Below are 17,312 nucleotides of genomic sequence, written 5' to 3'. Positions count from 1 at the left end.
CTTTGAGGTGAACCATCATGTCCGACTACAAGCAGCCGCCGCCCGGCACCCCGAACCCTGACCGCACACCCGGTGAAGAGGAGCGTGACAACGATGCGTTGCGCCCCAATGACCCGGCGGAACGTCAGAACGACGACGTGGAACGCGTCGAGGAAGACCTGGAAAACCTTCACGACAAAGCGCGCCCGCTTTAAACAAGGAGATCGCCGTGAGTAATCCACCGAAAGGCCCGTCTTCAGACGAGCATGCCAGCGGTAAGGATGAATTGGGCTTCGACCCGGATTCGCCGGATGTGGCAGACCCACAGGTCGACCCCATCGGCCCTGCCATTGCACCGCTGGACAAGGACAAGAAAGACCCGGCAGAAAAAAAGCCGCCCTACGATCCGTTGGGCGACTTGAAGCCTTGAATCGAGCCCCGCCTTTGTGCGGGGCTTTTGTTTATTTGGGCGCGATCCAGATGACGTCGGTAATGCCGAATTTCTCCGCCCAAGGTCGGGTGGTTTTCTTCACCTGTTCGTGGCCCACGCGACCCACACGGCTGACATGCGCAATGTCGGCATCAACGGCCGCCCAGTGCCATGCCTCGGCGTTGTTCATCACTTCGGCGCGCACCACAAAGGACTTCGGTTGACCGTGCAGTTGGTAGTTGATGGTGTAGATTTTTGCGGTACTCATGTTGCCTCCCTGTGTTGTTATAGATGGATACGGGAGCGTTCAAAAAGGTTCATTCAAAATGACAACCTGCGTGCTGGCGCGGCATAGTGTCGCCTCTATCCCGCGCCCAAGGATTGCGCCATGTCACTGTTGACCCATAGCCGCCTCTACCTGCAACGCCTGGGCTATGACACGCCGCCCGCGCCAACCTTGCACACCCTGCAGGATTTGCAGCTGCGCCATGTGTGCACCTTTGCCTTCGAAAGCCTGTCGACTTTGATGCGCCTGCCGGTGCCCATTGACCTGCCCAGCGTCGAGCAAAAAGTGCTGTTGGAGGGGCGGGGCGGATACTGCTATGAGTTGAACCAGATGTTCCTGGCCCTGTTGCAGGAACTCGGTTTCGATGCAAGAGGTATCACCGGTCGGGTGGTGATGGGCGGCCCGCCGGACGCGCGCACCTCGCGCACTCATCGCTTGAGCCTGGTGACGCTGGAAGGCGTGCGCTATATCACCGACGTGGGTTTTGGCGGCATGGTGCCCAGCACCCCATTGCAACTGGACACCGATGCGGTGCAGGCCACGGCGCACGAACCTTATCGGCTGAGCTTCGACGGCCAGGGCAGTTACACCCTGTGGGCGCAAGTCGCCGGGGAATGGCGGGGCTTGTATGTATTCGACCTGCAAGTGCAGGGGGCCATCGACTATGAAATCGGCAACTGGTACGTCTCCACCCACCCGGATTCGCCGTTCGTGGGCCAACTGAAAGTCGCGCGGTTGGCGGCGGGTAAACGCCATACCCTGAACAATGCCAGCTATGCAGTGCACTCCCTGGACCGGCCGAGTGAAAAACGTACGCTCCAGAGTGCCGATGAAATGGTGGGGATGCTCGCCGACATTTTTGGGATTCGCGTGCCAGTCTCGCCCCAGCTTCGCCAAATCCTTGCGGGCTTGGCAGCGTCTGAATCTGGAGGCCGTTGAGCTAGAGCCTTGGTTGGCCCGTTTTATTTTCAGATCGGTGCAAATTATTTCGAACCTTTCGCGTAAGCCAGGGTTCGAAGCGGTTCCTGAATAATTTGCTCACCAGACAAGGAGATGTAAAACGATGTCCAAGCTATTCGGAAAATTCTTCAAGGGTTCATCGCTGCTGGCGCTGGTCGCTGCGCCTGCCGTGGTGTTCGCCGCACCGTCCACCGACCCGATTTCCACCTTCGGGATCATGGGCAGCTACAACGACTTCAAATTTGAAGGCGGTAGCCAAAGCGACAGGAGCCACATGCCCGAAGCAGGCCTGTTCTACAACTTCGGTAACAAGCTCACTGCCGAATCCGGCTTTATCTACCAGGCCGGTATCGAAGCCAAGTACGGCGAAAAAAGCGACAACAAACTCAAGGAAGGCCAGGCTGACCTGGACCTCGGCTGGCGTGCTGCGCTGGATGCGCGCAACTTTGTCGACGTGATCGTGGGTGGTGGCTACAGCTGGACCCGCTACGAGCCGGAAATCAACGACCTCGATGTGAAACTCACCAACAAATCGCCGTTCGCCAAGGCGGCCCTGGGCTACAACCACCAGTTCGACGACATGACCCTGCGCGTCGAAGCGGGCGCCCGTCGTACTATCGATGGACGCACCAGGCTCAAGGTAGATGACGTTGGCAGCGACACCGTGGACCTAAAGGACCGCACCAACCCGTACGCCGAAGTCAGCCTGCTGATGAATCAGAAAGGCGACCTGCCGGTGATGGCGGGCCTGTACTACACCCGCACCGAGTACAAGCTCGACGGTGATTCCGACGTAGCCGACAACACCAAGCTCAAGCGTGATGAGTACGGTTTCAAGGTCGGTATCGCGTTCTAACGCCGTTGCAATGGAAAACGCCCCGAATGTTCGGGGCGTTTTTTTTGGGGTAATTGCAGGTCAACCCAAGGCAGCAAGTTGCGCCACGGTCTCAGGAAAACGTGCCACCAGGCGAATCAGGGTGGCGGCCTGAGCGTTGGGTTTGGCCCGGCCTTGCTCCCAGTTCTCCAGCGTACGCGTGTTGGTGCGCAGGTACATGGCGAAGACCGCACGGGAGAGGTTGAGCTGTTGGCGCACGGCGACCACTTCCTCTGCGGTGAGCGGCTTCAGGTTGTTGAGATGAACCTTGTGGGTCCGCAGGGTGACTTTGCCTTGGCGTTCGTTTGCCAGGGCGTCGAAGCCTTCGACCAGTTCGGAAAAGATTTCACGTTTCATGGTGTGTTCTCGCTTTGATTTCCCTGTCCAGCCTGTGTTTTAGGGCTTTTTTGTGCTGTGGCGTCAGGTCGTCCTGTTCGTGTTTGCCGTACAGGGTGAATAACCAGAATTGCGTGCCGCCCGACCACCAGTAGTAAATGACCCGCAGGCCACCGCGCTTGCCTTTGTTGCGTCGTTCGTCGACAAAGCGAACCTTGCGTAACCCGCCTGTTCCCTCGATCACGTCTCCCGCTTCCGGGTTCTTCATCAACGCCTGTTGAAAACCGTGGAAAAGCTCGTCACTCAGATAGTCCTTGCGATGCCGCTCGAAGGCCGGCAGTTCGATAAATAGAGCATCCATGTTCTGTACGTAGCCTGCGTATAGTTTGGTGGCCCACTCGCTTTGGGTCAAGTGACCCTGCTGTGGGAACTTTCCTAAAACGCAAACACCATACGGCGGCCTTCATTGGGTAGATGCCAGATAAGGAGGCAGGTGCAGGAGGAAATTTCCCTGAGTAGGGGAGGGTAAAAGCACCGGCCCCAGAAACGCAAAACGGCGCCCGAAGGCGCCGTTTTGTTTACTGCATCCCGCTAAGCGATCAAACGCCCAGTACCGCGTGCTGCACCAGGGTGAGCAACGGTTGTGGGTACACGCCCAGGAAGAACGCGAGCAGGGCGATGGCCAGCAGCATTACGCCGCCTGCCTTCTGTTCCCAATGCAGCTCGGCGTCCACACGGCGCAGGTTTGGCTCGATCAGGTACAGGGTGACCATCACGCGCAGGTAGTAGAACACGCCGATGGCGGAGCCCAATACCAGCGACGCAACCAGCCACCATTCATGCGCTTGAACACCGGTCGCCACGATGTAGAACTTGCCGATAAAGCCTGCGGTCAGCGGGATACCGGCCAGCGACAGCATCATCACGGTGAGTACGGCGGTCAGGTACGGACGGCGCCAGAATAGGCCGCGGTATTCGTACAGGGCGTCGGCGTCACGGCCTTTGAATGGCGAGGACATCAGCGTGATCACGCCGAATGCGCCGAGGCTGGTGATCACGTAGGTGACCAGGTACACGCCCATGGCTTCCACGGCCAGGCCTTTGCTCGCCACCAGGGCGATCAGCAGGTAGCCGAAGTGGGCGATGGACGAATAACCCAGCAGACGCTTGAGGTTGTTCTGGGTCAGCGCCAGCAGGTTACCGAACAGGATCGACGCAATGGCGATCACGGTCAGCACGTCGCTCAGCACGCCGGTGTTGGCCGCAGGCGAGATCTGGAACAGACGCACCATCACCGCAAACACGGCCACTTTCGACGCGGTCGCCAGGAACGCAGCCACTGGCGCCGGGGCGCCTTCGTACACGTCCGGGGTCCACAAGTGGAACGGCACCAGGGACAGCTTGAACGCCAGGCCGATCAGCATCATGGCCAGGCCCAGTTGGGCAATCGGCGCAGGCATGCTGGTCGCCGCCAATGCGTGGCCGATGCCGGTGAAGCTCAGGCTGCCGGCTTCTGCGTAGAGCAGGGCCATACCGAACAACAGGAACGCGGAACCGGCGGCCGACAGCACCATGTACTTGATGCCGGCTTCCAGGGAGCGCTTGTTGAAGAAAGCGTAGGCCACCAGGCCGTAGGTCGGGATCGACAGCAGTTCCAGGCCGATGAACAAGCCGGCCAGGTGCTGAGCGCTGACCAGCACGATACCGCCGGCCGCAGCCAGCAGGATCAGCAGGTACAGCTCTTCCTTGTTGCCTGGGTAGCCGGTGCCGCCTTCGCCAAGGTAGGCGTGGGCGAGGGTGACGCAGGCCAGGGTCGCGACTAGGATCAACGCGATGTACAACAGCGCGAAGTCATCGACCATCATCAGTGGCGTGACCGCCAGTGGTGCGACCTTGAGGGCCGGAATGATCGACAGCAGGGCCAGGTTGAGACCGGCACACGACAGCAGGAACGTTTGCGAGTGATTGCGGCGCCAGGCGATTGCCAGCATCACCACCACGATGGTGAGGCTGGTAATCAGCAGCGGCGCAAGCGCGATAAAGTGTTGGATCGTGAATTCCATAGCGCTCTTACCGGGCCGAAGCGAGTTGAGAGAAGGCGGTGCCGAACCACTGCTGCACGCCATGCATCGTCGCGGCAGAAGTGTCCAGGAACGGTTGCGGGTACACGCCGATGTAGATCAGCAGTACCGCAAGGCCGAGCACCATGATCAGTTCGCGCGCATCCATCCCTTGCAGGACGGTGTCGGACTTGGCCGGGCCGAAGTAGGCGCGGTGGATCATGATCAGCGAGTAGACCGAACCAAACACCAGGCCGGAGGTAGCAATCGCACTGATCCACGGTGTTTGCACGAAGGCACCCATCAGGATCAGGAACTCGCCGATGAAGTTACCGGTACCCGGCAAGCCCAGCGACGCGGCGGCAAAGAACAGGCTGATCGCCGGCAGGTAAGCGATGCGCGACCACACGCCACCCATTTCCCGCATGTCACGGGTGTGCAGGCGTTCGTACAGCTGGCCACTCAGGATAAACAGTGCAGCGGCCGAGACACCGTGGGCCAACATCTGGATCACGGCGCCTTGCAATGCCAACTGGCTGCCGGAGTAGATGCCGATCAGTACGAAGCCCATGTGGGAAACGGACGAGAAGGCAATCAGACGCTTGATGTCGGTTTGTGCGAAGGCCAGGAACGCGCCGTAGAAGATCCCGATCAGACCCAGGGTCATGGCGATCGGCGCGAACTCGGCCGAGGCATTCGGGAACAGCGGCAGGGCGAAACGCAACAGGCCGTAGGCGGCGGTCTTCAACAGGATACCGGCCAAGTCCACGGAGCCGGCGGTCGGTGCCTGTGCGTGGGCATCCGGCAGCCAGGAGTGGAACGGCACCACCGGCAGCTTCACCGCGAACGCGATGAAGAAGCCCAGCATCAGGATGTACTCGGTGGTCAGGGACATCTTGGTTTTCAACAGGTCGGCGTAGTTGAACGTAATCACGCCCGTGCTGTTGAAGTTGACCAGTACCAGACCCAGGATCGCCACCAACATGATCAGGCCGGAAGCCTGGGTGAAGATGAAGAACTTGGTCGCCGCGTAGATCCGGGTTTTCTTGCCGTCCGAAGAACTGTGACCCCAGAGCGCGATGAGGAAGTACATCGGCACCAGCATCATTTCCCAGAAGAAGAAGAACATGAACAGGTCGAGGGCGAGGAACACGCCGACAACGCCGCCCAGGATCCACATCAGGTTCAGGTGGAAGAAGCCCACGTGACGCTGGATCTCTTTCCAGGAGCAGAGTACCGAGAGGATACCCAGCAGGCCGGTCAGCAGAATCATCAACAGCGACAGGCCGTCGAGGGCCAGGTGCACGTTGATGCCGAAGCGCTGGATCCACACGTGCTTGAACTCAAGCGCGAAGGTTGGATCGGCACCCGGTGCCGGAGCAAATGAATAGTCGCCATGGGCCCACAGCCAGAGGCCGAGTGCGAGTTCCAGGGACATGGTCAGCAACGCAATCCAGCGGGGCAGGGTGGCGCCGAAGCGTTCACCCATCCAGCAGAGCAGGCCGCCGATAAAGGGGATCAGGATTAGCCAGGGCAGAATCATGACAGGCTCGTTTCCTTTCGCAAGTTCGCAAAGATCGCAATGTTCATAGTCAAACCGCTACCACAACGATGGCGCCGATCACCAGCACGGCACCTGCCGCCATGGAAGCTGCATACCAACGCAATTGGCCCGTCTCGCTGCGACTCAGGGCGGTGTGACCGGCCTTGGCGGCACGCGGGATCAAACCGATGGTCTGGTCGAGCGGGTCTTTACGCAGTACATGGCTGATGGCGAGGTAAGGCTTGACGAACAGTTTGTCGTAGAGCCAATCGAAGCCCCAGGCAGCAAACCACCAGGCCGACAGGAAACGACCAATGCCACTGTTGGCAACGGCAGTCACGAAGCGACGTTTGCCGAGGAACAGCAGGGCCGCCAGCAGGATACCCGCGATGGCGATGGCGCCCGAGGCGATTTCCAAGCTGTGCTTGGCCGCGCCGCCAGCATGGCCAGCGCTTTCCGGCAGTACACCGGCCAGGGGTGGGGTGATCAGTGCGCCGATGAAGGTCGACAGGATGATCAGTACCGACAAAGGCAACCAATGCGAAATGCCATGGCCTGCGTGTGCTTCGGTCTTGGCTTCACCGTGGAAGGTGATGAAGATCAGGCGGAAGGTGTACAGCGAGGTCATGAACGCACCCACCAGGCCTGCGTACAGCAGGTTCTGGTTACCGCTGGCAAAGGCTTCCCAGAGGATTTCGTCTTTCGAGTAGAAACCGGCGGTCACGAGCGGCAGGGCTGCGAGGGCGGCACCACCGACGATGAAGCTGGCGTAGGCCAGTGGCAGTTTCTTCCACAGGCCGCCCATCTTGAAGATGTTCTGCTCGTGGTGGCAGGCAACAATCACCGCACCGGACGCAAGGAACAGCAGGGCCTTGAAGAAGGCGTGGGTCATCAGGTGGAAGATCGCCGCGTCCCAGGCACCCACGCCCAGGGCCAGGAACATGTAGCCGATCTGGCTCATGGTCGAGTAGGCGAGGATACGCTTGATGTCGGTTTGGACCAGCGCGGCAAAGCCGGCCAGTACCAGGGTCACGCCGCCCACTACGCCCACCAGGTGCAGGATATCCGGCGCCAGGGTGAACAGGCCGTGGGTACGCGCGATCAGGTAGACACCCGCAGTCACCATGGTTGCCGCGTGAATCAGTGCGGAAACCGGGGTAGGGCCGGCCATCGCGTCCGCCAGCCAGGTTTGCAGCGGCAGTTGCGCGGATTTACCGACAGCGCCGCCCAGCAGCATCAGGGTGGCCAGGGTGATCCAGAAGTCGCCGACCTGGAATTTCTGCGGTGCCAGCACCAGCAGTTCCTGGATGTTCAGCGTGCCCACCTGTTGGAACAGGATGAACAGGCCGATGGCCATGAACACGTCGCCGATACGCGTGACGATAAACGCCTTGAGTGCCGCGTTACCGTTGTTGCGGTTGCTGTAGTAGAAACCGATCAACAGGTACGAGCACAGGCCCACGCCTTCCCAGCCGAAGTACAGGAACAACAGGTTATCGCCGAGCACCAGGAACAGCATGCTGGCGATAAACAGGTTGGTGTACGAGAAGAAGCGCGAATAGCCCGCTTCACCGCGCATGTACCAGGACGCGAACAGGTGGATCAGGAAGCCCACGCCCACCACCACGCCAAGCATGGTGATCGACAGGCCGTCGACATAGAGGGCGAAGTTGGGCTTGAAGCCCTCCACCGACATCCACTGCCACAGCACCAGGGTGTAGTGACCGCCTTCCGGCGGCGCCACGTTGAATTGCCAGATGACGTAGGCGGCCACGATGGCCGACAGGCCAATGGAACCCACACCGATCAGGGCAGAAAGGTTTTCCGACCAGCGTCCGCGAGAGAACGACAGCAGCAGGAAACCGATCAGGGGGAATACGAAAGTCAGAAAGATCATGTTCATCCGCGCATCTCACTGGCAGCGTCGATATCAAGCGTGTGGAAGCGACGATACAGTTGCAGCAGGATCGCCAGGCCGATACTGGCCTCGGCGGCTGCCAGGCTGATCACCAGGATGAACATGACTTGTCCATCCGGCTGGCCCCAACGTGCGCCTGCCACGATGAACGCCAGTGCTGCGGCGTTCATCATGATTTCCAGGCTCATCAACACGAACAAAATGTTACGGCGAACCATCAGGCCGACCAGGCCAAGGCAGAACAGGATGCCGGCGACCGCCAGACCATGCTCCAAAGGGATAGCAGGCATCGTCATTGCTCCTTGGCTTCGTTGCGGCCCAAGTGGAAGGCAGTGATGGCTGCGGCGAGCAGCAGCATCGAAGCCAGTTCGACCACCAGCAGGTACGGGCCGAACAAGCTGATGCCCACGGCCTTGGCGTCTACGGTGGTGTGGCCGATGGCCTGGCCGCTCTGGTGAGCGAACAGCACATACAGCAGTTCAGCCAGCAGCAGCGCTGCGAGGATGACTGGGCCGAGCCAGATGCCGGGCTTGAGCCAGACGCGTTCCTGGGCGACCGAAGCCGGACCGAGGTTGAGCATCATCACCACAAACACGAACAGCACCATGATGGCGCCGGCGTAGGCGATCACTTCCAGCACACCGGCGAACGGCGCGCCGAGTGCAAAAAAGGTCATGGCCACGGCGATCAGCGAAATGATCAGGTAGAGCAGGGCGTGCACAGGATTGGTGTTGGTGATCACGCGAAGCGTGGACACCACTGCAATACCGGACGCGAAATAGAAAGCGAATTCCATCTTTCTTCCTTAAGGCAGCAAGCTCTTCACGTTGATCGGCTCGGCTTCGTTTTGTGCGGCGCCTTTCGGCTTACCAGCAACGGCCATACCTGCAACACGATAGAAGTTGTAATCAGGGTTTTTACCGGGACCAGAGATCAGCAGATCTTCTTTCTCGTACACCAGGTCCTGACGTTTGAACTCGGCCATCTCGAAATCCGGTGTCAGCTGGATTGCGGTGGTCGGGCAAGCTTCCTCGCAGAGGCCGCAGAAAATGCAGCGCGAGAAGTTGATGCGGAAGAAGTCCGGGTACCAGCGACCGTCTTCGGTTTCAGCTTTCTGCAGGGAGATGCAACCCACCGGGCACGCCACGGCGCACAGGTTGCAGGCTACGCAACGCTCTTCGCCATCGGGGTCACGGGTCAGCACGATACGGCCGCGATAACGCGGCGGCAGGTACACCGCTTCTTCCGGGTATTGCAGGGTGTCGCGTTTGCGGAAGCCGTGACCGAACACCATCACCAGGCTTCGCAACTGGGTACCGGTACCCTTAACGATGTCGCCAATATATTTGAACATGGGTCAAATCCTCACTGAACCGCGGCCGCTGGCGTGTTCAACAACACAACGGCAGCCGTCACCAGCAAATTGATCAGGGTCAGTGGCAGGCAGAAGCGCCAGCTGAAATCCATCACCTGGTCGTATCGTGGACGCGGAATGGAAGCGCGCAGCAGGATAAACAACATGATGAAGAACGCGGTCTTCAGGAAGAACCAGAAGAACGCCAACTGCGGCAGGATGCCGAATGGACCGTGCCAGCCGCCGAAGAACAGCGTGACCAGCAGGGCCGAGATCAAGATGATGCCGATGTATTCACCGACGAAGAACATGCCCCATTTCATACCGGCATATTCAATGTGGTAACCGTCGGCCAGTTCCTGTTCCGCTTCCGGCTGGTCGAACGGGTGACGGTGAGTCACGGCGACGCCAGCGATGAAGAAGGTACAGAAGCCAAAGAACTGCGGAATGATGAACCACAGGTTCTGCGCCTGGTATTCGACGATGTCGCGCATGTTGAACGAGCCCACCTGCACCACGATGCCCATCAGCGCGAGGCCCATGAAGACTTCGTAGGACACGGTCTGGGCCGAAGCCCGCAAGCTGCCCAGCAGGGCAAACTTGTTGTTACTCGACCAACCCGCGAACAGCACCGCGTAGACCGACAAGCCGGCCATGGCGAAGAAGAACAGCAAGCCGATGTTCAGATCCGCCACGCCCCAGGTCGGGGTGATCGGGATGACCGCGAAGGCGATCAGCAAGGCGCTCATGGCCACGACCGGTGCCAGGGTGAAGATCACCTTGTCGGCAAACGGCGGGGTCCAGTCTTCCTTGAAGAACATTTTCAGCATGTCGGCAGCGATCTGGAACATGCCGAATGGGCCAACGCGGTTCGGACCGTAACGGTCCTGCCACCAGCCCAAGAGGCGGCGTTCGACGAAGCTGAGCAGAGCGCCCGCGACAACCACGGCCAACAGGATCACGATGGCCTTGACCACCGAGATGATCACGTCAATCACTTCAGGCGTGAACCAAGTCATTGCGCTGCCTCCTGCAGACCGTCAACGGTTTTGCCAAAGATCGCCGCTGGAATACCGGCGATGCCTTTCGGCAGGGCAACCAGGCCAGCACCCAGCTCTTCGTTGATGCGCAGCGGCAGGCGCAGGGTCTGGCCAGCCACGTTCAGGCTGAGCAGGGCACCGTCGTTGACGCCCAGGCGATCGGCTTCGGACTTGGCCAGGGCCACGTAGGCTTCTGGAATGCGCTCTTGTACCGGCGCGGCTTTCGAAGAGGTCTCTTCGCTGCCAAACAGGTGGAAGAACGGCACAACCTGCCAGGTGCCCGGGGCCGGGTTGAACGGACGCGGTACGGCGGCGAACCAGTTCAGCGAGTCACCGGTGCTTTCGATCAGGCGGGTGCCCGGGTCGCCAGCGCGGATGTGACCACCGACTTCGTCCTGGAACTTGTTCCAGGCCTGCGGCGAGTTCCAGCCCGGCGACCAGGCAAATGGCACCTGCTGACGTGGCTCGACCGAACCCGAGTAACCTTCCATCGAGAAGTTGAACGCGGTGTCCGGGTCCTGCGGCGTACGCGGTTCGTGCACGCTGATGTTGGCGCGCATGGCGGTACGACCGGAGTAACGCAGCGGCTCACGGGCGAGTTTCATGCCCTTGATGCGGAACGCGGCGGATGGTGCGGCGTCGACGATACGTGCCAGCTGCGGCGCGCTTGCGGCGGTGGCAGCGGTGACGTGGTCGAGCTGGGTCCAGTCGATTGGCTGGTTCAGCAGGGTCGCGCGCAAGGCATGCAGCCAGCGCCAGCCTTCATGGACCAGGATGCTGGCGTCCATGTATTTCGGGTCGAACACTTGGAAGAAGCGCTGGGCGCGGCCTTCCTGGCTGACCAGGGTACCGTCGCCTTCGGCGAAGGTAGCGGCTGGCAGCACCAGGTTTGCACGCTCGCTGGTGGCGGTCTTCTGGTGGTCGGCAACGATCAGTACTTTGGCCGCGTCCAGCGCGGCGTCGACCTTGGCCGAATCCGTGCGGGTGTACAGGTCGTTTTCCAGCACGACGATGGCGTCGGCGTTGCCGTCGATCACGGCTTGCAGGGCCGCGTCCAGGGACTCGCCACCGAGCATGGCCAGGCCGAGGCTGTTGGCTTCCGGTACGACCAGGCTGATGGAGCCGTTTTTGTCGCGCAGCTTCAAGGCCTTGGCGATGTTGGCGGCGGCTTCGATCAGCGCCTTGGAACCCAAGGAGGTGCCGGCAATGATCAATGGGCGCTTGGCGGCCAGCAGGGCGTCGGCGATACGCTGGGCCAGTTCAACGGCTTCAGTGTCCAGGCCTTCGACCGCCGGTGCGCTGGCGTCGAGGGCGTGGGCCACGGCGAAACCGATGCGCGCCAGGTCGTCCGGTGCTGCGTGTACGCATTCTTCAGCGATATCGTCGAGCTTGGTTTCAGCGAGGCTTGCAATAAACAGCGGGTTCAGCGCGTGCTGGCCGATGTTTTTCACCGCGGCGTCGAGCCAAGGCTGTACGCGCATGGCGTCGGCCATGTCTTCAGCCTTGCCTTTCACCGACTGGCGCAGCGACAGCGCGATACGCGCAGCGGTCTGGGTCAGGTCTTCACCGAGCACGAAAATGGCGTCGTGGTCTTCGATGTCGCGCATGTTCGGAACGGGCAGCGGGCTGTCGTTCAGCACTTGCAGGACCAGGCGGATGCGCTCCAGTTCACCGGCTTCGATACCGCTGTAGAAGTGCTCAGCGCCGACCAGTTCGCGCAACGCGAAGTTGCTTTCGAGGCTGGCGCGTGGCGAACCGATACCGACGATGTTGCGGCCGCGCAGCAGGTCGGCGGCTTTATCCAGCGCCGCGTCGAGGCTCAGCTTGGCGCCATCGGCCAGCAGCGGCTGGCGTGGGCGGTCTTCGCGGTTGACGTAGCCATAACCGAAACGGCCACGGTCGCACAGGAAGTACTGGTTGACCGAACCGTTGAAGCGGTTTTCGATGCGACGCAGTTCGCCGTAGCGCTCGCCCGGGGAGATGTTGCAACCGCTGGAGCAGCCATGGCAGATGCTCGGCGAGAACTGCATGTCCCACTTACGGTTGTAGCGCTCGGAGTGGGTCTTGTCGGTGAACACACCGGTCGGGCAGACCTCGGTGAGGTTGCCGGAGAACTCGCTTTCAAGCACGCCGTCTTCAACGCGACCGAAGTACACGTTGTCGTGGGCGCCGAACACGCCGAGGTCGGTGCCGCCGGCGTAGTCTTTATAGAAACGCACGCAGCGATAGCAAGCGATGCAGCGGTTCATCTCGTGGGAAATGAACGGGCCCAGTTGCTGGTTCTGGTGGGTGCGCTTGGTGAAGCGATAACGGCGCTCGTTGTGGCCGGTCATCACCGTCATGTCTTGCAGGTGGCAGTGACCGCCTTCCTCACAGACCGGGCAGTCGTGGGGATGGTTGGTCATCAGCCATTCGACGACACTGGCGCGGAACGCCTTGGATTCTTCATCGTCGATGGAGATCCAGGTGTTGTCGGTGGCTGGCGTCATGCACGACATGACGATACGACCACGGGTGTCGTTCTCGTCGGTGTATTGCTTGACCGCACACTGGCGACAGGCACCGACGCTACCAAGCGCGGGGTGCCAGCAGAAATACGGGATGTCGAGGCCTAGTGAGAGACATGCCTGTAACAGGTTGTCTGCCCCATCGACTTCGAGCGCTTTGCCGTCTACGTGGATAGTGGCCATGGTTCAAAGTTCTTCGTTGGCCCGTTGTCAGCGGGCGTGGCTAATGGAATCTTGTTATTCATGTGCATCTACACAGCCCTAAAGGCGTCAGCACATGAGAAGGCGAAAGGCACGGACCCTTCGCCTTTTAAAGCGTTACGCGCCGACTACGATCGGCCTCGCCAGAGGCGGGACGGCGGCGCTGGTAGGCGCGATGCCGGCTTCGAACTCCGAGCGGAAGTATTTGATTGCGCTGCCCAATGGCTCCACGGCGCCCGGTGCGTGAGCACAGAAGGTCTTGCCTGGGCCAAGGAAGCCGACCAGGCCGAGCAGGGTTTCGATATCACCCTCGCGGCCTTCGCCATTTTCCAGGGCCATCAGCAGCTTCACGCTCCATGGCAGGCCGTCGCGGCAGGGGGTGCAGAAACCGCACGATTCACGCGCGAAGAACTGCTCCATGTTGCGCAGCAACGAAACCATGTTCACCGTGTTGTCGACCGCCATCGCCAGGCCGGTACCCATCCGGGTGCCCACCTTGCCGATGCCGCCGGCATACATTTGCGCGTCGAGGTGCTCAGGCAGCAGGAAACCGGTACCGGCGCCGCCTGGCTGCCAGGCTTTCAAGGTGTAGCCGTCGCGCATGCCGCCGGCGTAGTCCTCGAACAGCTCGCGCGCGGTCACGCCGAATGGCAGCTCCCACAGGCCAGGGTTCTTGACCTTGCCGGAGAAGCCCATGAGCTTGGTGCCCATGTCTTCGCTGCCTTCGCGAGCCAACGATTTGTACCAGTCGACGCCGTCGGCGATGATCGCCGGCACGTTGCACAGGGTTTCCACGTTGTTCACGCAGGTTGGCTTGCCCCACACGCCCACGGCGGCAGGGAAGGGCGGCTTGGAGCGCGGGTTGGCGCGGCGGCCTTCGAGAGAGTTGATCAGTGCGGTTTCTTCACCGCAGATATAACGCCCGGCGCCGGTGTGCACGAACAGTTCGAAGTCGAAACCCGAACCAAGGATGTTCTTGCCCAGCAGGCCCGCTGCCTTGGCTTCCTGCACCGCACGGTTGAGGTGCTTGGCGGCGGTGGTGTATTCGCCACGCAGGAAGATGTAGCCACGGTAGGTTTTCAATGCGCGGGCGCTGATCAGCATGCCTTCGATCAACAGATGGGGCAGTTGCTCCATCAGCATGCGGTCTTTCCAGGTGTTCGGTTCCATTTCATCCGCGTTGCACAGCAGGTAGCGGATGTTGATGGATTCGTCCTTGGGCATCAGGCCCCACTTAACACCCGTGGGGAAGCCTGCACCGCCGCGGCCTTTAAGGCCGGCGTCTTTCACGGTCTGGACGATATCGTCCTGGGCCATGTCGGCGAAGGCTTTGCGCGCAGCGGCGTAACCGTTCTTGGCCTGGTACTCGTCGAGCCATACCGGCTCGCCGTCGTCACGCAGGCGCCAGGTCAGCGGGTGAGTCTCGGCCGAACGCTTGATCAGGTTGGCCGGGCCGAAAGAGGTCAGGGTCATGGGTAGCCCTCGAGCAATTGGGTCACGCCAGCAGGCTGTACGTCACCGAATGTGTCGTCGTCGATCATCAACGCCGGCGCCTTGTCGCAGTTGCCCAGGCAGCACACCGGCAGCAGCGTGAAGCGGCCGTCCGGGGTGGTCTGGCCGAGGCCGATGCCCAGTTTGTTCTGGATCTCGCTGACCACCGACTCGTGGCCACCGATGTAGCAAACCATGCTGTCGCACACGCGAATGATGTGGCGACCCACCGGCTGGCGGAAGATCTGGCTGTAGAACGTCGCCACGCCTTCAACGTCGCTCGCGGGGATGCCAAGGATCTCGCCGATGGCGTAGAGGGCACCGTCAGGCACCCAGCCACGTTCCTTCTGGACGATCTTCAAGGCTTCGATCGACGCCGCGCGCGGGTCTTCGTAGTGATGCAGCTCGTGCTCGATGGCCAAGCGCTCGGTTTCACTCAGGGTGAAACGGTCTGTCTGGATAAGCGTGCTATTCATGCTTAGCGGTCCACGTCGGCCATAACGAAATCGATACTACCCAGGTACGCAATCAAGTCCGCGACCATCTCGCCTTTGATCACCGAAGGGATCTGCTGCAAGTGCGGGAAGCTTGGGGTACGAATCCGGGTGCGGTAGCTCATGGTGCCGCCATCGCTCGTCAGGTAATAACTGTTGATACCCTTGGTCGCTTCAATCATCTGGAAGGATTCGTTGGCCGGCATTACCGGGCCCCACGAAACCTGCAGGAAGTGCGTGATCAGGGTTTCGATGTGCTGCAGCGTGCGCTCTTTCGGCGGCGGCGTGGTCAGCGGGTGATCCGCCTTGTACGGGCCGGCCGGCATGTTGCGCATGCACTGCTCGATGATCTTCAGGCTCTGGCGCATTTCTTCGACGCGCACGATGCAACGGTCGTAGGCATCGCCGTTGGCCGCCAGCGGGACTTCGAATTCGAAGTTCTCGTAGCCGGAGTACGGGCGCGCTTTACGCAGGTCGAAATCGCAGCCGGTCGAACGCAGGCCAGCACCGGTGACGCCCCATTCCAGGGCTTCTTTGGTGTTGTACTGGGCGACGCCGATGGTACGGCCTTTGAGGATGCTGTTGTCCAGCGCTGCCTTTTGGTACTCGTCCAGACGCTTGGGCATCCAGTCGATGAATTCCTTGACCAGGCGCTCCCAGCCATTCGGCAGGTCGTGGGCCACACCGCCGATGCGGTACCAAGCCGGGTGCAGGCGGAAGCCAGTGATGGCTTCGATGACCTTGTAGGCACGCTGACGGTCGGTGAAGGTGAAGAACACCGGGGTCATGGCGCCAACGTCCTGGATATAGGTACCCAGGAACAGCAGGTGGCTGGTGATCCGGAAGAACTCGGCCATCATGATGCGGATGGTGTCGACGCGGTCCGGTACCTTGATGCCGGCCAGCTTCTCGACCGAGAGCACGTACGGCAGGTTGTTCATCACGCCGCCGAGGTAGTCGATACGGTCGGTGTACGGGATGAAGCTGTGCCACGACTGACGTTCGGCCATCTTCTCGGCACCACGGTGGTGGTAGCCGATGTCCGGCACGCAGTCGACGATTTCTTCGCCGTCCAGTTGCAGGATGATACGGAAGGCACCGTGAGCCGAAGGGTGGTTCGGGCCCAGGTTGAGGAACATGTAGTCCTCGTTGGTGCCGGAGCGTTTCATGCCCCAGTCTTCCGGACGGAAGCGCGCGGCCTCTTCTTCAAGCTGTTGCTTGGCGAGGTTGAGGCTGTACGGGTCGAATTCGGTGGCGCGGGCAGGGAAGTCCTTGCGCAGCGGGTGACCTTCCCAGGTGGGCGGCATCATGATGCGCGTCAGGTGCGGGTGGCCCGGGAAGTCGATACCGAACATGTCCCAGACTTCACGCTCGTACCAGCTGGCGTTCGGCCAGATGCCGGTCACGGTCGGTACGCTCAGGTCGCTTTCGGACAGCGCGACCTTGATCATCACGTCGCTGTTACGTTCGATCGACAGCAGGTGATAGAACACGGTGAAATCGGCGCCGCTCGGCATGCCTTGACGCTTGGTGCGCAGACGCTCGTCCACGCCATGCAGGTCATAGAGCATGACGTACGGCTTGGGCAGGTTGCGCAGGAAGGTCAGGACTTCGACAAGCTTGGCACGCGCCACCCACAGCACCGGCATACCGGTGCGTGTGGCCTGGGCGGTGAAGGCGTCAGGGCCAAAACGGTTATTGAGTTCGACGACCACATCCTGGTCGTCTGCCTTATAAGGCGGGATGTACAGAGCGCTGCCTGTAGTCATGGTTTTTTATCGCTTTCGGTCAACGTAAAGAATGAAGCCAGGTTTTCGTTCTATAAAAGAAGCGGTGCTG

18 protein-coding genes are annotated in these 17,312 nt (G+C 60.7%); 4 read left to right on the top strand and 14 right to left on the bottom strand.

Features of this window, described 5'->3' with window-relative positions:
* Positions 1–17 precede the first annotated feature (17 nt).
* Positions 18–194 carry a hypothetical protein gene (locus tag HU722_RS18055; RefSeq protein WP_175403064.1) on the top strand — a complete coding sequence of 59 codons (177 nt, stop codon included), beginning with the start codon at positions 18–20 and terminating at the stop codon, positions 192–194.
* 14 nt (positions 195–208) lie between these two features.
* A complete protein-coding gene (locus HU722_RS18050) occupies positions 209–409 on the top strand; it encodes a DUF6021 family protein (RefSeq protein ID WP_065872055.1) in 201 nt (66 codons plus the stop codon).
* Between the two features lie 31 nt (positions 410–440).
* Here the strand turns inward: HU722_RS18050 and HU722_RS18045 are convergent, their stop codons facing one another.
* Entirely contained in the window at positions 441–677 is a 237-nt protein-coding gene (locus tag HU722_RS18045; protein ID WP_065872056.1) for a DUF6555 family protein, read from the bottom strand.
* Between the two features lie 120 nt (positions 678–797).
* On the opposite strand from HU722_RS18045, the gene HU722_RS18040 reads away from it, so the two are divergent.
* Both HU722_RS18040 and HU722_RS18035 read left to right on the top strand, forming a co-directional pair.
* Entirely contained in the window at positions 798–1,634 is an 837-nt protein-coding gene (locus HU722_RS18040) for an arylamine N-acetyltransferase family protein (RefSeq protein WP_065890760.1), read from the top strand.
* A gap of 124 nt (positions 1,635–1,758) precedes the next feature.
* The gene (locus tag HU722_RS18035) at positions 1,759–2,511 is read left to right on the top strand and encodes an outer membrane beta-barrel protein (RefSeq protein ID WP_065890761.1); all 753 of its coding nucleotides are present in this window, start codon (positions 1,759–1,761) and stop codon (positions 2,509–2,511) included.
* 60 nt (positions 2,512–2,571) lie between these two features.
* Here HU722_RS18035 and HU722_RS18030 read toward each other — a convergent pair whose 3' ends face one another.
* From HU722_RS18030 to nuoC, 13 genes are all read right to left on the bottom strand, one after another.
* Entirely contained in the window at positions 2,572–2,886 is a 315-nt protein-coding gene (locus HU722_RS18030) for a helix-turn-helix domain-containing protein (RefSeq protein ID WP_065881873.1), read from the bottom strand.
* Positions 2,876–3,226 (bottom strand): type II toxin-antitoxin system RelE/ParE family toxin, encoded by a 351-nt coding sequence (locus HU722_RS18025; RefSeq protein WP_065890833.1) that lies wholly within the window; start codon positions 3,224–3,226, stop codon positions 2,876–2,878. The genes HU722_RS18030 and HU722_RS18025 overlap by 11 nt, the downstream gene beginning before the upstream one ends.
* A 238-nt stretch (positions 3,227–3,464) precedes the next feature.
* Positions 3,465–4,928 (bottom strand): NADH-quinone oxidoreductase subunit NuoN, encoded by a 1,464-nt coding sequence (gene nuoN / locus HU722_RS18020; RefSeq protein WP_049712664.1) that lies wholly within the window; start codon positions 4,926–4,928, stop codon positions 3,465–3,467.
* A gap of 7 nt (positions 4,929–4,935) precedes the next feature.
* Positions 4,936–6,468, bottom strand: coding sequence for an NADH-quinone oxidoreductase subunit M (gene nuoM, locus HU722_RS18015; protein WP_049712665.1), 1,533 nt, complete (start codon positions 6,466–6,468; stop codon positions 4,936–4,938).
* Between the two features lie 49 nt (positions 6,469–6,517).
* A complete protein-coding gene (gene nuoL / locus HU722_RS18010) occupies positions 6,518–8,371 on the bottom strand; it encodes an NADH-quinone oxidoreductase subunit L (protein WP_065872059.1) in 1,854 nt (617 codons plus the stop codon).
* A complete protein-coding gene (gene nuoK / locus HU722_RS18005; RefSeq protein WP_003174727.1) occupies positions 8,368–8,676 on the bottom strand; it encodes an NADH-quinone oxidoreductase subunit NuoK in 309 nt (102 codons plus the stop codon). The genes nuoL and nuoK overlap by 4 nt, the downstream gene beginning before the upstream one ends.
* Before the next feature lie 2 nt (positions 8,677–8,678).
* Complete coding sequence (gene nuoJ / locus HU722_RS18000) at positions 8,679–9,182, bottom strand: NADH-quinone oxidoreductase subunit J (protein ID WP_049712667.1); 504 nt, start codon at positions 9,180–9,182, stop codon at positions 8,679–8,681.
* Between the two features lie 9 nt (positions 9,183–9,191).
* A complete protein-coding gene (gene nuoI / locus HU722_RS17995; RefSeq protein ID WP_003174725.1) occupies positions 9,192–9,740 on the bottom strand; it encodes an NADH-quinone oxidoreductase subunit NuoI in 549 nt (182 codons plus the stop codon).
* Between the two features lie 11 nt (positions 9,741–9,751).
* Positions 9,752–10,759: an NADH-quinone oxidoreductase subunit NuoH gene (gene nuoH, locus HU722_RS17990; RefSeq protein WP_012724954.1), complete on the bottom strand. Its 1,008-nt coding sequence runs from the start codon at positions 10,757–10,759 to the stop codon at positions 9,752–9,754.
* Positions 10,756–13,470: an NADH-quinone oxidoreductase subunit NuoG gene (gene nuoG / locus HU722_RS17985; RefSeq protein WP_065890763.1), complete on the bottom strand. Its 2,715-nt coding sequence runs from the start codon at positions 13,468–13,470 to the stop codon at positions 10,756–10,758. The genes nuoH and nuoG overlap by 4 nt, the downstream gene beginning before the upstream one ends.
* A 135-nt stretch (positions 13,471–13,605) precedes the next feature.
* Positions 13,606–14,961, bottom strand: a complete 1,356-nt coding sequence (gene nuoF, locus HU722_RS17980) for an NADH-quinone oxidoreductase subunit NuoF (protein ID WP_065872061.1) — start codon at positions 14,959–14,961, stop codon at positions 13,606–13,608.
* Positions 14,958–15,455, bottom strand: a complete 498-nt coding sequence (gene nuoE / locus HU722_RS17975) for an NADH-quinone oxidoreductase subunit NuoE (RefSeq protein ID WP_065872062.1) — start codon at positions 15,453–15,455, stop codon at positions 14,958–14,960. The genes nuoF and nuoE overlap by 4 nt, the downstream gene beginning before the upstream one ends.
* 2 nt (positions 15,456–15,457) lie before the next feature.
* Positions 15,458–17,242, bottom strand: a complete 1,785-nt coding sequence (gene nuoC, locus HU722_RS17970; RefSeq protein WP_065890764.1) for an NADH-quinone oxidoreductase subunit C/D — start codon at positions 17,240–17,242, stop codon at positions 15,458–15,460.
* Positions 17,243–17,312 lie beyond the last annotated feature (70 nt).

The sequence above is a fragment of the Pseudomonas tritici genome (assembly GCF_014268275.3).
Classification (GTDB): Bacteria; Pseudomonadota; Gammaproteobacteria; order Pseudomonadales; family Pseudomonadaceae; genus Aquipseudomonas; species Aquipseudomonas tritici.
This window is presented reverse-complemented; position numbering and strand designations above follow the sequence as displayed.

What these genes read in the sequence shown, in the direction of transcription:
- HU722_RS18055 (WP_175403064.1), top strand. Translation starts at nt 18, where the DNA reads ATGTCCGACTACAAGCAGCCGCCGCCCGGCACCCCGAACCCTGACCGC.
- HU722_RS18045 (WP_065872056.1), bottom strand. Translation starts at nt 677, where the DNA reads ATGAGTACCGCAAAAATCTACACCATCAACTACCAACTGCACGGTCAA.
- HU722_RS18040 (WP_065890760.1), top strand. Translation starts at nt 798, where the DNA reads ATGTCACTGTTGACCCATAGCCGCCTCTACCTGCAACGCCTGGGCTAT.
- HU722_RS18035 (WP_065890761.1), top strand. Translation starts at nt 1,759, where the DNA reads ATGTCCAAGCTATTCGGAAAATTCTTCAAGGGTTCATCGCTGCTGGCG.
- HU722_RS18030 (WP_065881873.1), bottom strand. Translation starts at nt 2,886, where the DNA reads ATGAAACGTGAAATCTTTTCCGAACTGGTCGAAGGCTTCGACGCCCTG.
- HU722_RS18025 (WP_065890833.1), bottom strand. Translation starts at nt 3,226, where the DNA reads ATGGATGCTCTATTTATCGAACTGCCGGCCTTCGAGCGGCATCGCAAG.
- nuoN (WP_049712664.1), bottom strand. Translation starts at nt 4,928, where the DNA reads ATGGAATTCACGATCCAACACTTTATCGCGCTTGCGCCGCTGCTGATT.
- nuoM (WP_049712665.1), bottom strand. Translation starts at nt 6,468, where the DNA reads ATGATTCTGCCCTGGCTAATCCTGATCCCCTTTATCGGCGGCCTGCTC.
- nuoL (WP_065872059.1), bottom strand. Translation starts at nt 8,371, where the DNA reads ATGAACATGATCTTTCTGACTTTCGTATTCCCCCTGATCGGTTTCCTG.
- nuoK (WP_003174727.1), bottom strand. Translation starts at nt 8,676, where the DNA reads ATGCCTGCTATCCCTTTGGAGCATGGTCTGGCGGTCGCCGGCATCCTG.
- nuoJ (WP_049712667.1), bottom strand. Translation starts at nt 9,182, where the DNA reads ATGGAATTCGCTTTCTATTTCGCGTCCGGTATTGCAGTGGTGTCCACG.
- nuoI (WP_003174725.1), bottom strand. Translation starts at nt 9,740, where the DNA reads ATGTTCAAATATATTGGCGACATCGTTAAGGGTACCGGTACCCAGTTG.
- nuoH (WP_012724954.1), bottom strand. Translation starts at nt 10,759, where the DNA reads ATGACTTGGTTCACGCCTGAAGTGATTGACGTGATCATCTCGGTGGTC.
- nuoG (WP_065890763.1), bottom strand. Translation starts at nt 13,470, where the DNA reads ATGGCCACTATCCACGTAGACGGCAAAGCGCTCGAAGTCGATGGGGCA.
- nuoF (WP_065872061.1), bottom strand. Translation starts at nt 14,961, where the DNA reads ATGACCCTGACCTCTTTCGGCCCGGCCAACCTGATCAAGCGTTCGGCC.
- nuoE (WP_065872062.1), bottom strand. Translation starts at nt 15,455, where the DNA reads ATGAATAGCACGCTTATCCAGACAGACCGTTTCACCCTGAGTGAAACC.
- nuoC (WP_065890764.1), bottom strand. Translation starts at nt 17,242, where the DNA reads ATGACTACAGGCAGCGCTCTGTACATCCCGCCTTATAAGGCAGACGAC.